Annotated in this window: 17 protein-coding genes; 10 read left to right on the forward strand and 7 right to left on the reverse strand. The window is 69.9% G+C overall.

What is annotated here, in order from left to right:
* Positions 1–280 precede the first annotated feature (280 nt).
* Positions 281–2,068, reverse strand: a complete 1,788-nt coding sequence (gene thiC / locus EAO71_RS18685; RefSeq protein ID WP_147978752.1) for a phosphomethylpyrimidine synthase ThiC — start codon at positions 2,066–2,068, stop codon at positions 281–283.
* Between the two features lie 210 nt (positions 2,069–2,278).
* Here thiC and EAO71_RS18690 point away from each other — a divergent pair, with 210 nt between their 5' ends.
* The gene (locus EAO71_RS18690) at positions 2,279–3,631 is read left to right on the forward strand and encodes a YibE/F family protein (protein ID WP_399755262.1); all 1,353 of its coding nucleotides are present in this window, start codon (positions 2,279–2,281) and stop codon (positions 3,629–3,631) included.
* Between the two features lie 124 nt (positions 3,632–3,755).
* Here the strand turns inward: EAO71_RS18690 and EAO71_RS18695 are convergent, their stop codons facing one another.
* The 4 genes from EAO71_RS18695 to EAO71_RS18710 all read right to left on the reverse strand — a co-directional run bounded on the left by EAO71_RS18695 (position 3,756) and on the right by EAO71_RS18710 (position 6,108).
* Positions 3,756–4,190, reverse strand: coding sequence for an SsgA family sporulation/cell division regulator (locus tag EAO71_RS18695; protein ID WP_147979383.1), 435 nt, complete (start codon positions 4,188–4,190; stop codon positions 3,756–3,758).
* A gap of 138 nt (positions 4,191–4,328) precedes the next feature.
* Positions 4,329–5,099: an IclR family transcriptional regulator gene (locus tag EAO71_RS18700; RefSeq protein WP_187282706.1), complete on the reverse strand. Its 771-nt coding sequence runs from the start codon at positions 5,097–5,099 to the stop codon at positions 4,329–4,331.
* A 281-nt stretch (positions 5,100–5,380) separates the two neighbouring features.
* On the reverse strand, positions 5,381–5,599 hold the full coding sequence (locus EAO71_RS18705) for a DUF5326 family protein (RefSeq protein ID WP_147978754.1): 219 nt from the start codon (positions 5,597–5,599) through the stop codon (positions 5,381–5,383).
* A gap of 191 nt (positions 5,600–5,790) precedes the next feature.
* The gene (locus tag EAO71_RS18710) at positions 5,791–6,108 is read right to left on the reverse strand and encodes a cupin domain-containing protein (RefSeq protein ID WP_147979385.1); all 318 of its coding nucleotides are present in this window, start codon (positions 6,106–6,108) and stop codon (positions 5,791–5,793) included.
* Between the two features lie 49 nt (positions 6,109–6,157).
* Between EAO71_RS18710 and EAO71_RS18715 the strand changes: the two genes are divergently transcribed.
* From EAO71_RS18715 to EAO71_RS18735, 5 genes are all read left to right on the forward strand, one after another.
* A complete protein-coding gene (locus tag EAO71_RS18715; protein WP_147978755.1) occupies positions 6,158–6,535 on the forward strand; it encodes a phage holin family protein in 378 nt (125 codons plus the stop codon).
* Between the two features lie 5 nt (positions 6,536–6,540).
* Positions 6,541–7,029: a low molecular weight protein-tyrosine-phosphatase gene (locus tag EAO71_RS18720; RefSeq protein ID WP_147978756.1), complete on the forward strand. Its 489-nt coding sequence runs from the start codon at positions 6,541–6,543 to the stop codon at positions 7,027–7,029.
* Positions 7,026–8,177, forward strand: a complete 1,152-nt coding sequence (locus tag EAO71_RS18725; protein ID WP_147978757.1) for a cystathionine gamma-lyase — start codon at positions 7,026–7,028, stop codon at positions 8,175–8,177. Before EAO71_RS18720 ends, EAO71_RS18725 begins: the two co-directional genes overlap by 4 nt.
* A gap of 244 nt (positions 8,178–8,421) precedes the next feature.
* Positions 8,422–9,318 carry a LysR family transcriptional regulator gene (locus tag EAO71_RS18730; RefSeq protein ID WP_147978758.1) on the forward strand — a complete coding sequence of 299 codons (897 nt, stop codon included), beginning with the start codon at positions 8,422–8,424 and terminating at the stop codon, positions 9,316–9,318.
* A 35-nt stretch (positions 9,319–9,353) separates the two neighbouring features.
* Positions 9,354–9,833 carry an NUDIX domain-containing protein gene (locus EAO71_RS18735; RefSeq protein ID WP_147978759.1) on the forward strand — a complete coding sequence of 160 codons (480 nt, stop codon included), beginning with the start codon at positions 9,354–9,356 and terminating at the stop codon, positions 9,831–9,833.
* 126 nt (positions 9,834–9,959) lie between these two features.
* Here the strand turns inward: EAO71_RS18735 and EAO71_RS18740 are convergent, their stop codons facing one another.
* Entirely contained in the window at positions 9,960–11,258 is a 1,299-nt protein-coding gene (locus tag EAO71_RS18740; RefSeq protein WP_315986600.1) for a globin domain-containing protein, read from the reverse strand.
* Positions 11,259–11,301: 43 nt separating this feature from the next.
* A complete protein-coding gene (locus EAO71_RS18745) occupies positions 11,302–11,973 on the reverse strand; it encodes an HAD family hydrolase (protein ID WP_147978761.1) in 672 nt (223 codons plus the stop codon).
* 77 nt (positions 11,974–12,050) lie between these two features.
* Between EAO71_RS18745 and EAO71_RS18750 the strand changes: the two genes are divergently transcribed.
* The 4 genes from EAO71_RS18750 (at position 12,051) to EAO71_RS18765 (ending at position 14,493) form a co-directional block, all read left to right on the forward strand.
* Positions 12,051–12,578, forward strand: coding sequence for a DUF2269 domain-containing protein (locus EAO71_RS18750; protein WP_147978762.1), 528 nt, complete (start codon positions 12,051–12,053; stop codon positions 12,576–12,578).
* Between the two features lie 5 nt (positions 12,579–12,583).
* A complete protein-coding gene (locus tag EAO71_RS18755; RefSeq protein ID WP_147978763.1) occupies positions 12,584–13,447 on the forward strand; it encodes a GNAT family N-acetyltransferase in 864 nt (287 codons plus the stop codon).
* Positions 13,448–13,525: 78 nt separating this feature from the next.
* Positions 13,526–13,984, forward strand: a complete 459-nt coding sequence (locus tag EAO71_RS18760) for a MarR family winged helix-turn-helix transcriptional regulator (protein ID WP_147978764.1) — start codon at positions 13,526–13,528, stop codon at positions 13,982–13,984.
* A gap of 56 nt (positions 13,985–14,040) precedes the next feature.
* Positions 14,041–14,493 (forward strand): GNAT family N-acetyltransferase, encoded by a 453-nt coding sequence (locus EAO71_RS18765; RefSeq protein ID WP_147978765.1) that lies wholly within the window; start codon positions 14,041–14,043, stop codon positions 14,491–14,493.
* Positions 14,494–14,529 lie beyond the last annotated feature (36 nt).

A 14,529-nucleotide genomic window follows, 5' to 3' on the forward strand; every position in this document is an offset into this window, starting at 1 on the left:
CCGAAGGTCGGCTACAGCGGGCCGGACTTCTCCAGTCCGAGCGAGGGCGCCTCGGGCACCCGGCCGACGTACAGCAGCCCGGACTTCAGCAGTCCCGACTTCGGCCCGCCGGAGCACCGGCCGGAGTGAGCGGGGCGGAGGGCCGAGCCCCCGAAGTGCCCCGGGCTCGGCACGGACGACCTGCCGGAGCGACCGGCTCCGAGCCGCCGGCGCGCCGCCACGCACCGGACCCGCGACTCCCCCGGTGGGTCGCGGGTCCGGTGCGTCGTCGGTCCCGGCGTCAGTCCGCCAGCGGCAGGTAGACCCGGTTGCCCGAGGCCGCGAACTCCGCGGACTTCTCCGCCATCCCCGCCTCGATCTCGTCGGACCGGAGATCGCCGCCGTGCTCGCGCCGGATGTCCTGGGAGATCTTCATGGAGCAGAACTTGGGTCCGCACATGGAGCAGAAGTGCGCGGTCTTCGCAGGCTCCGCCGGCAGCGTCTCGTCGTGGAACTCACGTGCCGTGTCGGGGTCGAGGGCCAGGTTGAACTGGTCCTCCCACCGGAACTCGAAGCGCGCGTCCGACAGCGCGTCGTCCCACTCCTGCGCGCCCGGGTGCCCCTTGGCCAGGTCGGCCGCGTGCGCCGCGATCTTGTACGTGATGACACCGGTCTTCACGTCGTCGCGGTTGGGCAGTCCCAGGTGCTCCTTGGGCGTGACGTAGCAGAGCATCGCCGTGCCCCACCAGGCGATCATCGCGGCGCCGATGCCCGAGGTGATGTGGTCGTAGGCCGGGGCCACGTCCGTGGTCAGCGGGCCGAGCGTGTAGAACGGCGCCTCCTCGCAGATCTCCTGCTGGAGGTCGATGTTCTCCTTGATCTTGTGCATCGGGACGTGTCCCGGGCCCTCGATCATCGTCTGGACGTTGTGGCGCTTGGCGATGGTGTTCAGCTCGCCGAGGGTGCGCAGCTCCGCGAACTGGGCCTCGTCGTTGGCGTCCGCGATCGAGCCCGGGCGCAGGCCGTCGCCCAGCGAGTAGGTGACGTCGTACGCCGCCAGGATCTCGCAGAGCTCCTCGAAGTTCGTGTAGAGGAAGTTCTCCTTGTGGTGCGCCAGGCACCACGCGGCCATGATCGAGCCGCCGCGGGAGACGATGCCGGTCTTGCGGCGGGCGGTGAGCGGGACGTACGGCAGCAGCACGCCGGCGTGCACCGTCATGTAGTCGACGCCCTGCTCCGCCTGCTCGATGACGGTGTCCTTGTAGATCTCCCAGGTCAGGTCCTCGGCCCGGCCGTCGACCTTCTCCAGCGCCTGGTAGAGCGGCACGGTGCCGATCGGGACGGGGGAGTTGCGCAGCACCCACTCGCGGGTGGTGTGGATGTTGCGGCCGGTGGACAGGTCCATGACCGTGTCCGCGCCCCACTTGGTGGCCCAGGTCATCTTCTCCACCTCCTCCTCGATGGAGGAGGTGACGGCGGAGTTGCCGATGTTGGCGTTGACCTTCACCAGGAACCGCTTGCCGATGATCATCGGCTCGATCTCCGGGTGGTTGACGTTGGCCGGGAGCACCGCGCGACCCGCGGCGATCTCCTCCCGGACGACCTCGGGGGAGACGTTCTCGCGGATCGCGACGTACTCCATCTCCGGGGTGATCTCGCCCCGGCGGGCGTAGGCGAGCTGCGTGACGGCCTGGCCGTCGCGACCGCGGCGGGGCTGGCGCGGGCGGCCGGGGAAGACGGCGTCGAGGTTCTTCAGCCCGCCGCGCGGCGAGGTGTGCTTGATGCCGTCGTCCTCGGGACGGACGGGACGGCCGGCGTACTCCTCCGTGTCGCCGCGGCCGATGATCCAGTTCTCGCGCAGCGGCGGCAGGCCGCGCCGCACGTCGGTGTCGACGGTGGGGTCGGTGTACGGGCCGGACGTGTCGTAGAGCGTCACGTCCTTGCCGTTGGTGAGGTGCACCTGACGGACCGGCACCCGGAGGTCGGGACGCGAGCCCTCGACGTACCCCTTGTGCCAGCCCGGCGTGCGGCCGGCCTGGTCCTGGTCGCCCTGATCGACGGCAGGCGTGCGTGCATCCTGAATGGTCATGAGACCTACTCCCTACGCCGGCATTACCCGGTAACAGGTTCGGCGGTCGGCGCAGCCTCCTCCCGTACGTACGTCAGTACGCGCGTACGGTGATCAGCGCCCTCTCAGCCCGGTGCTCCGAGCTCCCGCGTGTGCAAAGGTGCCACCACGCTAGCGTCATCCCTGGCGTGCTGAACAGTGGGCCCCCGCCGTTCTTGCGATGATCTGTCGGTGACTTCCTCGCAGCAGACCCCCGAACCCGAAGGCCACGGCGACGGTCCGGGCGGTGGCCATGGCGGGCACGCGCACGGTCACTCCCACTCCCACGGTCCGGCCGCTCCGGTCTCGCGTCACCTGCGGAAGGTGATCGCCGCGGTGGTGATCCCGTTCGCCACGGCGGTCGTCGTCGGGCTCGTGGTCCTGTGGCCGGGCGGGACGCCCGCCCACGAGCGCACCGGCGTCGGCTTCGACCGGCAGACCGAGCAGGGGCGGGTCGTCTCCGTCGAGAAGGTCGACTGCAAGGACGTGAACGCCGCCCAGGTCCCGCCGACCGGCGACACCTCCACGCCCGAAGGGCGCGAGGCGGTCGACTCCCAGCGCGGGGAGTGCGGCAAGGCGACGATCGAGGTCACCACCGGCGTGAACGCGGGCCGCCGGTTCGTCGAGATCGTGCAGCCGGACGCGCCGCGGCAGTTGGACGAGGGGCAGGGCGTGGTCGTGGCGTACGCCCCCGACGCCCCGCGCGATCTGCAGTACTCGGTGATCGACGTCAACCGCAAGGTGCCGCTGACGGTACTCGCCGCGATCTTCGCGATCGCGGTCGTGCTGGTCGGCAGGATGCGCGGTGTCATGGCGCTCATCGCGCTCGCCGCGAGCTTCGTGGTCCTGACCTTCTTCATCCTGCCGGCGATTCTGGAGGGCTCGAATCCGCTGCTCGTGGCGGTGGTGGGGGCCAGCGCGATCATGCTGATCGCCCTCTATCTCTGCCACGGTCTGTCGGCCCGCACCTCGGTCGCGGTGCTGGGGACGCTGATCTCCCTGTTGCTGATCGGGCTGTTGGGTTCGCTGTTCATCGACTGGGCGTCGCTCACCGGCAACACCGACGACAACACCGGTCTGATCCACGGTCTGTACCCGGAGATCGACCTGTCGGGTCTGCTGCTGGCCGGCATCATCATCGGTTCGCTGGGCGTGCTCGACGACGTGACCGTGACCCAGACGTCGGCCGTGTGGGAACTGCACCAGGCCGATCCGCGGATGGGTCCGCGGGCGCTGTACCGGGCGGCGATCCGGATCGGACGGGACCACATCGCGTCGGTGGTGAACACGCTGGTGCTCGCGTACGCCGGTGCGGCCCTGCCGTTGCTGCTGCTCTTCTCCATCGCGCAGAGCAGCGTGGGGATGGTGGCCAACAGTGAGCTGGTCGCGGAGGAGATCGTCCGGACGCTGGTGGGATCGATCGGTCTGGTCGCCTCGGTGCCCGTCACCACGGTCCTCGCGGCACTGGTGGTCTCCGCCGACCGGCAGGGGGCGTCCGAGGCGCGGCCGGCCGGTCGGGGCGGACGCCGCCGGCGGGCGAAGTGAGTCCGGGTTTCTCGGGGAACCACGGGGTCTGCGGACCGTGGTTCCCGGTCCCACCCGTCCGTACGCCGCCGACGGGCCTGCGGGAGCGTTTCCGGGACCGCTCCCGGCCCGGGGTCCGGGCGGATCAGCCCGCGTTCTCCTCCGCCAGGATCCGGCCGAGCGCCGCTTCCAGGTTGTCCTCGAAGTCGCCCAGTGTCCGTTCCTGACCGAGCGGGACGAGCTTGTCGGTGCGGTCGAGGAAGGCGACCAGCGGCGGAGCGCTGGCGCGGAACAGCGCCCGGTCGCTGCCGACCTGGAGCCGGATGGTGACGTCCGACAGTCCCTCGGGGTCGGTCGGGGCGATGTGGACGTCGCCGTCGCCACTCGCTCCGTTGATCCCGTCGAGCAGCAGCTCCCGGCCGAACGCCCAGGTCACCGGGGCGTCTCCGGGAAGGTGGAAGGTCATCCGCACCGCGTAGGGATCCCGGGTCTCGTATCGCAGTTCCACCGGGATTCTGAAGGAGAGCTCCTCGGAGACGAGGAAGCTCATCAGGACCTCGGCCTGAACCGACTCTCGCATCATGTACCCCGCAGTAGATGGAGCAGTTGTGTAAACACGGCTGCTGAAAGCTGTGATCAAAACGGCCAGGAATGATCCCTCATGGCCCTCTTGACGCAATCGTGCTGTACGCGCTAGCAGATCACAAGGAGTGATTTTTCAGATACTGATAGAGAACGCGAACGAGCTGAAGAGCTTTCCGATCTCGTTGCGTAGTCGGTCGACTGCGGGCAGCAACCGTTCTTCCTGGTGAAGGGGCAGGGAAATGGCCATCGCGGCGGCCGTGGACCCCGCGGTGATGGGGATGGCGGCGCAGACCGTGCCGAGCGCATATTCCTGACGCTCCACCAGGGGTTCCATGCGCCCCATACCGCCCAAACGCTCCAAAAGGGCCGGGCGGTTACGCACCGTATACGGAGTGATGGTTTCGACGGGGTGGCGATCGAGGTGGTCTTGACGACTTCTCAGATCGAGTTGACTCAGCAGGCACTGACCGATCGCATGAGCGTGACCGGTCTCGCGGAAATCCGCCCATTCGGCGACCGCGGGGGCGGCGGGAGTGTCGGCGACGGCGACGAGTTCGATCTCACCCTCGCGGTAGATGGCGAAGTAGACCGGGACGCCGATCTCGTCACGCCAGTGCGCGAGAGAGTCCTCGATCTTGGTGCGACGATTCTGCAGAACTCCCCCACCGGCCAGCCGACCGGCCGCGTCGCCGAAGACGAACACACCCTTCTCGCGGCGCAGATAGCCCTCGTGCGTCAGGGTGCGGAGCAGGTGGTACGCGGTGGGAAGCGGGAGACCCGCCTCGCGCGCGAGCTGTTTGGCCGGAGCTCCGTCCTCGTGGGAGCCGACGGCCTCCAGAAGTCTCAGCGCGCGCTGCACCGAGCCGATCAGGGTTGGAGCTGCGGAATGCGAAGCCGTGGCCAAAGGTCACCCCCAGGCGAGTCGACGGGCGCCCTGCACCCGCCCGCGGGGGCCGCCCCCGCGCGCCCGCCGCGGCCTGGAAAACCGGTGGGGTCCCGTCAACGGACCTGCCCGGAACGGGTGGAAATCGCTGGTCGGCGTGGAGGTCTACACCTGATTTCCCCGGGGCGGCAGAGGAATTCCACTCTAATGGCAGCCCCAGGACCTCCACCCGGTTTCGACCTGCGCGTTCCCTCGGCCGGGCTAATGCCCGACGGCAGGTCCGAACCGGTGGATGGCTGCTGCTACCAGTCCTCGCGCGACGTCGAGGACGAGGTGAACTTCCGTACGACGTAGATCAGTCCGCCGACCAGGGCGACGAAGACCAGCACCTTGAACAGCAGGCCGATCACGAACATGGCGATGCTGGTGATCAGTCCGCCGAAGACGAGCAGGGCGATCAGGGGTATGGCGACCCACTTCACCCACCAGGGCATCCCCGCGAGCAGCTCCTTGACGGCCATTGTCCCAACCTCATCTCCGAAGAGTCCGTCCCGCGCGCTCTGCACCGAACACCTCCGATGCTAGGGGCGGCACCACGGTGCGCGGGGGCCCCGCAGCCCTTGAACTCCCCTGATCCGCCCCCTAGGGGGTGTCTGGGGAAGGGAGCCCCGGGGTACGTGAGGGCCACCGCCCGCCGCCGGCGGTCTCGCGGTCAGCCCTCCGGCGGCGAGAACACCACCATGACCCGGAGGTCCTCCGTGATGTGGTGGAACTTGTGGGCCACCCCCGCCGGCACGTAGACCACACTGCCCCGCGCCACCTGCGTGGTCTCGGTCCCGACCGTGATCGCGGCCCGGCCGCTGACCACGAAGTACACCTCGTCCTGAGCGTGCGGCTGCTGCGGGTCGAGCGTGCCGGCGTCCAGCGCGTACAGACCGACCGACATGTTCCGTTCGCGCAGGAACTGGAGGTAGGCGCCGTCGTTGGCGGCGCGCTCCGCCTCCAGTTCGTCCAGCCGGAATGCCTTCATGCCCGTTCGCCCCTGCCTTGGCTCGATCATGTCTGCCACGATCAGACACATGATGAATTTCGTAGTCAAGACGCTCGCCAACGCGGGCGCCCTGGCGGTCGCCATCTGGCTTCTCCAGGACATCACCCTGACCGGTGACAGCACCGCCAAGAAGGCGTGGACGCTGATCCTCGTCGCCCTGGTCTTCGGCCTCGTCAACATCGTGGTCAAGCCGGTCGTGAAGCTGTTCACGCTCCCCTTGTTCATAGTGACGCTGGGCCTGATCACCCTGGTGGTCAACGCCCTGATGCTGCTGCTCACGTCCTGGCTGGCCGAGCAGTTCGACCTCAGCTTCCATGTCGAGGGCTTCTGGACCGCCGTCCTCGGCGGCCTGATCATCTCCCTCGTGTCCTGGGCCCTCAACGTCGTTCTGCCCGACGGGGACTGAGCGACATGACCTACCGCGTCTGCTTCGTCTGCACCGGCAACATCTGCCGCTCGCCCATGGCCGAGTCCGTCTTCCGCGCCCGCGTGGAGGAGGCCGGCCTGGCCGACGCGGTGGAGATCGACAGTGCGGGCACCGGCGGCTGGCACGAGGGGGCCGGCGCGGATCCGCGCACCGTCGCCGTCCTCGAGGAACACGGCTATCCCACCGCGCACACCGCCCGCAGGTTCCGCTCCGCCTGGTTCCCGGCGCTCGATCTCGTCATCGCCCTGGACGAGGAGCACCTGCGGGACCTGCGGCGGCTCGCCCCGACGCCGCGGGACGCGGCCAAGGTGAGGCTGCTGCGCTCCTACGACCCGGTGGCCGACGGCCTCGACGTCCCCGACCCCTACTACGGCGGCACGGCAGACTTCGAGGAATGCCTGGAGATGGTGGAGGCGGCGAGCGAGGGACTCCTCGCCGCGGTACGCGAGAGCATGGAGGAACGCGCGGTATGAACACGGACGCGACGGACGGCGGGCGCACGCTCGGCGACGGGACCCGGGCGGTACGGGCGGGCCTGCCCGAGCCGGTGAAGTACGAGCCGACCCTCCCGGGGCCGGTCTTCGCCGCCCACTTCCACCTGCCGGGCGACCCCACCGGCCCCTACACCTACGGGCGGGACGAGAACCCGACCTGGACCCACCTGGAACGCGCCATCGGGGAACTGGAGGCGCCGGGGGAGCCGGAGGTCGAGACACTCGTCTTCGCCTCGGGGATGGCCGCGATCTCCGCCGTCCTCTTCTCCCAGCTCAAGGCCGGCGACACGGTCGTCGTCCCCTCCGACGGCTACCAGGCACTGCCACTGGTCCACGAGCAGCTGCGGGCGTACGGGATCGAGGTCCGCACCGCGCCGACCGCGGGCGACGCGCAGCTGTCCGAGCTCCAGGGGGCGCGGCTGCTGTGGATCGAGACGCCCTCGAACCCCGGCCTGGACGTCTGCGACATCCGCCGCCTCGTCGACGCGGCGCACGAGGCGGGAGCGCTCGTCGCGGTCGACAACACCCTGGCCACACCGCTCGGCCAGCGCCCCCTCCTGCTGGGCGCGGACTTCTCCGTCGCCAGCGACACCAAGGGGATGACCGGCCACGGCGACGTCCTCCTCGGGCACGTCAGCTGCCGCGACCCGCAGCGCGCGGCCGAGGTGCGCCGCTGGCGCAAGATCGTCGGCGCCATCCCCGGCCCGATGGAAGCCTGGCTCGCCCACCGCTCCCTGGCCACGCTCCAGCTCCGGATCGACCGGCAGTGCACCACCGCCCTGGCGCTCGCGGAGGCCCTCTCCAAGCGCGAGGACGTGACCGGACTGCGCTACCCCGGGCTCCCCGGCGACCCCTCGCACACGGTGGCGGCGTCCCAGATGCGGCGCTTCGGGCCCGTGGTGTCCTTCGTGCTGCCGGACAAGGCCGCGGCGGAGCGCCTCCTCGGGGGACTGCGTCTCGTGGACGACGCCACCAGCTTCGGCGGTGTGCGGTCCACGGCCGAGCGACGCGGGCGCTGGGGCGGTGACTCCGTCCCGGAGGGCTTCGTCCGCTTCTCGGTCGGCGCGGAGGACGCGGAGGACCTGATCGCGGACGTGATGCGGGCTCTCGACGAGGCCGCCGGCTGATCCGGTCCTGCGCGGACAGAGTCCGCGCAGGACGGAACGGGACGCTCCGAGCCTCCCCCCTCATGGCTCGGAACGCCCCGGTTCCACGCGCGGAGAACCGCCTGCACAAGGCTAGTTGACTCTGCGTCAGTGTCCAATCACGGTAGCGACAGCGGCCTATCGACTTATTTATAGTTGGACGGTCCTGAGGCGCCGTCAGTCGACCGCCTGAGTCGAACGGCCGCACGGCCGGGAGGGGGCGGACATGGATCTCGCCCTGCTGCGCACGTTCGTCGCGGTGCACCGGGCCGGCTCCTTCACCCGCGCCGCGGCACTGCTCGGCCTCTCCCAGCCCGCCGTGACCAGCCAGATCCGCACGCTGGAGCGGCAGCTCGGGCGCCCGCTCTTCCTCAGGCAGGCCCGCGGGGTCACGCCCACCACCATCGGCGACGAGCTCGCCCACCGGGCCGCCCCGCATCTGGACGCGCTGGTCGAGATCGCCGGGACCGGTCAGGAGGAGGCGAGCGGGACGCGGACCCTCCATCTGGCCGGGCCACCTGAGTTCACCTCGCTCCGCSCCCTSCCGGCCCTCACCGCGCTGGTCTCCCAAGGGCTCTCCGTGCGGGTCTCCTTCCTCGGGAACGCCGACGAGGTCCTCGACGGGCTCGCCGCCGGGCATCACGATCTGGCCATCGCGACGGCCCGTCCTCGCGGCGGACTGCTCACGTCGACTCCGCTCTGCGACGAGGAGCACGTCCTGGTCGCCGCTCCGCGCTGGGCCGCCCGGCTCGCGCCGGAGGTACTCCTGCGGAAGGGAGCGGTGGTCCTGGAGCAGCTTCCGGTGGTGGAGGTGCACGAGTCGCTGCCGTTCGTCTCCCGCTACTGGGCGGAAGTCTTCGAGACGAAGCCGGCCACCGCGGCCACCGTCATCGCCCCCGACCTGCGGGCGGTCCTGGAGTCGGCCGCCGCCGGCGCCGGGCTCGCCGTGCTGCCGCGGTATCTGTGCGAGGAGTCGCTGGAGCGGGGCCGCCTGGTGGCGCTGCTCGATCCGCCGGTTCCGCCGTTGCGGACGTACTTCCTGGCCGTCCGTACCGGAACCCTCGCTCTGGCGCCGCTGGCGCGGGCGCACGAGTGTCTCCTGCGGGCCGCCGGGGGCTGGTGAGTTTCAGGACGCCGGATGCGGGCCATTTTCTTCCCATGACCGAACGTCCTGTGGTCAAGCGCACCGCACGCGCCATCCTGCTCGATGGAAACGACCTCATCCTCATCAAGCGGACCAAGCCGGGGGTGGATCCCTACTGGGTGACGCCCGGTGGCGGGGTCGAGTCCTCGGACACCACGGTCGTCGAGGCCCTGCACCGCGAGGTGCACGAGGAGCTCGGCGCCAAGATCACCGATGTGGTCCCCTGCTTCGTGGACACCGTCGAGCACATCGTCGACGGCGGTGTGTCGGGCGTGAAGGTCCAGCACTTCTTCGTCTGCCGGCTCGACTCGTTGGATCCCTCTCTGCGGCACGGCCCCGAGATCGACGAACCGTGTGGTGAGTACGAGATCGTCCGGGTGCCGTTCAGCCGGGTCGGTATCGCGGCCGTCCATCTCGTACCGCTCTCCCTGCGGCACTACCTCGACGGCAACATCGAGGGCGTCCGCGCGATGCACGCCCCCGACCTGGGCTGACCGCCGGCCGACGCCCGGAAGACCAGGGTCCGTCGTCGCGGGCCCGAGAAGACCGCCCGGACAGGACGCCCCCTTGGGGGTGCCTTGTCGATCAGGCGGGAGCCGGCAAGATCGGCAGGACGCCCCCTAGGCGCCGCCGACGGCCACCAGGTCCTCCAGGGAGTCGTGACGAATCCGGTCGGGGGGCATGCCGATGCGCCTCAGCGCGTCGATCCCGCTGCGGATCATGCCGGGCGGCCCCGAGAGATAGGCGTCGTACTCGTTCCACGGGCCGTACCGGCACACGGCCTCCGGCAGGCGCCCCTGGTCCTCGGTGACCGGGCGCACCGAGAGCCATGGAAAGGTCCTCTGGAGCCGCATCATCGTGTCGATGTCGTAGAGGTCGTGGCCGCTGCGTGCCCCGTAGAAGACCTCGACGGGTCGCCGGTCCCCGTGCTCGGCGACGTCCTCGACGAGCGCCTTGATGGGGGCGATGCCCGTGCCCCCGCCGAGGCAGAGCAGGCCGTTGTCGGTGGAGTGGTCGACCGTCATGGAGCCCGCGGGCGGGCCGAGCCGCAGCACGTCCCCGGGGCGGGCGTGGTGCACCAGCGCGTTGGAGACCCAGCCGGCGGGGACCGCCTTGACGTGAAGGGAGAGCAGCCCGTCGGGCCGCGGGGCGGTGGCGAAGGAGTAGTGCCGCCACACACGCGGCCACCACGGGGTCTCCAGCGTCGTGTACTGGCCGGCGACGAAGTGATACGGCTGCTCGGGGCGCAGGGTGATCACCGCGATGTCGGGCGTCCGCAGATCGTGCGAGACGACCTCGGCATGCCACCAGGGTGGTGCCTTCCGCTCGTCGTCGGCCGCTGCGTCGATCATGATCTGCGAGATCGTGGTGTACGTCCGGATCCACGCCGCCTGGGCCTCGTCGTTCCAGGTCGTCGTGGCGTACCTGATCAGGGCCCCGATCAGGGCCTCCCCGACGGCCGGATAGTGCGTCGGCAGGGTGCCGTACTTGCGGTGCCCGCGCCCCAGGTGCTGGAGGTACTCGGTGAGGACCGGGGCGTTGTCCAGGTGCTCGGCCGCGGTCAGCAGAGCCTTGAGCAGGCGATCGCGCTGGGCGTCCATCGCGGCGGGGAACATCGAGCGCAGCTCGGGATGCCGGACGAAGAGCAGCGCGTAGAAGTACGACGTCACCCGGTCGGCGACGGGTCCGATCTCGGCCAGGGTGCGGCGGATCTGGATCGCGTCGGGAGAAGGACCCGAAGGTATCCGGGGAAGTGCGTCGGCGTCGTCGTCCGTGTTGTCGTCCGCGTCGTGGTCCTCAGCGGCTGACGTGGTGGTCGGAGCATCCATCGTGTGCCTCGCCTCGCGCAACGGGCTGTTGTCGACGCAGCATGACAGTTCCCGACGCCGCTTCGGACAGAAAGTGGAATTCCCGGGCATTCGCCCCCTGACTGCGGCTACTGTCTTTACTTTGCTTTCGACCTCATGGGGACGAGAGGTCTCCCTCGGCGTTTTCCCGCACCAGCGCGTACGCCTCGCGGAGATCGGATCCCGCATAGCTGTGGCGGGAGAGCCCGGCGAGATGGTGATCGGCATTCACCGCCACCGTCAACGGCACCGCCGCGAAAAGCTCCGCGTCGGACATCGAGTCCCCGTAGGCGACGCAGGACTCGAAGGTCACTCCGTATTCGACGCAGAGCCGGCGCGCGATCGTCACCTTGGCCGCGGCATTGAGAATGCCGGGACGGTGAATGGGCTGGGTGAAGGGCACAGCGGGCCACCGGGATCCGTGGGCGGAATCGGCTCCCCAGTCCAGCAGCCGTTCCACGAAGAAGTCCGGCGAGAGGGAGATCACCGCACAGCGGCCTCCCTGCGACCGGATGTCCGCCCAGACCTCCCGAATACCGCTCAGCCAGGGAGCGCCCTCGAAGGCGGCCGTGACCTGCTCGGGTGTGAGCGCGGACCAGAGCGCGTGGGCCTGCACGGCGAACTCGTCCGGCGACAGACCGCGCAGCAGGAAGTCCCTCTCCAACGCGGCGATCTCCTCGCTCACCCCGAGCTGGCGGGAGATCTCCACGGCGGCGGCCGATCCCCGGATCAGAGTGCCGTCGAGATCGAAAAGGTGGAGTCTGCCCCTGCCGGTGAGAGTCTTCATATACGCCGAGGCTAGTACGTGCGGTTACTCCCCCGGTCAGACGCGGAGAGCGCGAACGGACGGGCACGGTGTTTCACGTGAAACATCTCCGACGTCCCGCTCGGCGGGCACTCCTGGTCGTCCATGTCTCCGTCTCCGTGGCATGGCTCGGGCTCAGCGTGGGACTGCTGGCGCTCGGCGTCGCGGCTTTCACGACAAGCGACGCCTCACTGACGGAAGCCGCCTACCGAGCGATGAAGGTGTTCGCGGACTGGCTGCTGGCGCCGATCGCGGTGGTGACGCTCGTGAGCGGCCTCGTGCTCTCGCTGGGCACCCCCTGGGGGCTGGCCCGGCATCGGTGGGTCTGGATCAAGTTCTGGATCACCATGGCCACGGCAGCCGCGACCGTGTTCGCGCTGCGCCCGGAGATCGGGCACGCGGCAGCGGCCGGGGTGCCGGACGCCAGTCTCGTGGCCGCCCCGGCGGTGTCCACCACGGCCTATCTCTTCATGACGGCGATCTCGGTCCTCAAGCCCTGGGGGCTGACCCGACGCGGCCGTCGTCTGCGACAAGCGGGGGATTCACGAAAAACACTGGACGGTCGACCCGCACGTCAGACAGCCTGACCGTCATGCCGACCTCGCTCACCGCGCTCGACCAGCTCCCCATCCGGCTTCTCGACACCGGCGACCTGCTCGCCTGCGCCGACCTCTCCGAGGACCGGGGGTGGCCACGCGAGGAGCACAAGTGGGGCCTCCTGCTCAGCGCGGGGACGGGCTACGGCATCGACGACCCCACCGGCAAGGGCCTGATCGCCGCCTGCGTGGTCACCTCGTACGGCCCCGACCTGGCCGCCATCGGCATGGTCCTGGTCGCCGAACGCTGCGCCCGTCAGGGCGTCGGGCGCCGACTGATGCGCCATGTGCTGGAGCTGTCCGGAGACATGCCGCTCACCCTGCACGCCACGCCGAACGGGCAGCCGCTCTACGAAGAGCTGGGCTTCGCCCAGACCGGCCGGGCCGAGATGATCCGCGGCCACTTCACCCCGACGGAGCCCGTGCCCGACGTGCCGACCCGGCCGGCCACCGCCGAGGACCTCCCGGCGATCCTGCGCCTGGACCGCGAGGTGTTCGGCCTCGACCGCACCCACATGATCACTCGCCTCCCCGCCTTCGCCGATCAGCTGCGGGTCGCCGAGGAGAACGGCGAGATCACCGGCTTCGCGGCGGCATGGCCGAACATGGACACCCACGTCATCGGCCCGCTGATCGCCCGCGAGCCGGCCACCGCGCAGGCCCTGGTCGCCTCGCTGGCCGCGGCCACGGACCGACCGCTGCGCACGGACATCGACGTGCGCCACACCTCCCTGCTGGACTGGCTGAAGGCGAACGGCCTCGCCCCGATCGCCTTCAACGCGGTGATGACGCGCTCCATCCCGGGCCTTCCGGGCGACTGGACCCGCCGGTTCGCACCCCTGACGGTGGCAGCGGGCTAACGGCCATTTGATTGCAGACGCGGACTATTGCGGTCATCGTCTACTCTGGGAGGAGCAGCTCCGGACAGAGGAGAGACCATGACCGCGACCGACCCTGCACTCACCGCCCTCTCCCAGGGCTGGTGCGCCCTCTCGCTGCTGCACGGCCGGATCGAATCCCACATCGAACGCGCCCTGGAATCGCGCCACGGGCTCAGCATGCGCGAGTACTCGCTTCTCGACGTCCTCAGCCGCCAGCACAGCGGCCCCGGTGGACACCTGCAGATGAAGCAGGTCGCCGACGCCGTCGTGCTCAGCCAGAGCGCCACCACCCGGCTCGTGACCCGCCTGGAGGACCGCGGCCTGCTCACCCGGTACCTCTGCGCCACCGACCGCCGCGGCATCTACACCGACGTCACGGAAGCCGGCCTCAAGCTGCTCGAAGAGGCCCGGCCCACGAACGACGGCGCCCTGCGCGAAGCCCTGGACCAGGCGTCGGAGAACCCGGAGCTCGCTCCCCTGGTCCGCGTCGTCGAAGGCCTGAGCATCCCGGCCTAAGGGCTGTCCAGGCGATCTTCTCGGGCCCCGCACGACCGAGGCGTAGCCTGCGCTCCATGAACGATCTTCAGATACGCTCCGCCACCGCGGGCGACCTCGCGGCGATCGTCGCCATGCTGGCGGATGACCCCCTCGGTGCTCAGCGGGAGTCCCCCGATGACCTCACCCCGTACACGGTGGCCTTCGAACGGCTCGCCCGGGACCCGAACCAGCACCTGGTCGTGGCCGTGCGCGGAGAAAAGGTCGTGGGGACGCTTCAGCTCACGATCATCCCGGGGCTCTCCCGTCGCGGCTCGACCCGGTCGATCATCGAAGGCGTCCGTATCCACTCCGAGGAGCGCGGCAGCGGGCTCGGCAGCCGGCTGATGGAGTGGGCCGTCGAGGAATCCCGCCGCCAGGACTGCCGACTGGTACAGCTGACCTCCGATGCCACCCGCACCGACGCGCACCGTTTCTACGAGCGGCTCGGCTTCGAGGCGTCCCATCTCGGGTTCAAGCTCAGCCTCTGAGCCGGCCCACCCCGACAGCGGGCCCCAGGGATGTCC

The sequence above is a fragment of the Streptomyces sp. MS191 genome (assembly GCF_008042125.1).
Lineage (GTDB): Bacteria > Actinomycetota > Actinomycetes > Streptomycetales > Streptomycetaceae > Streptomyces.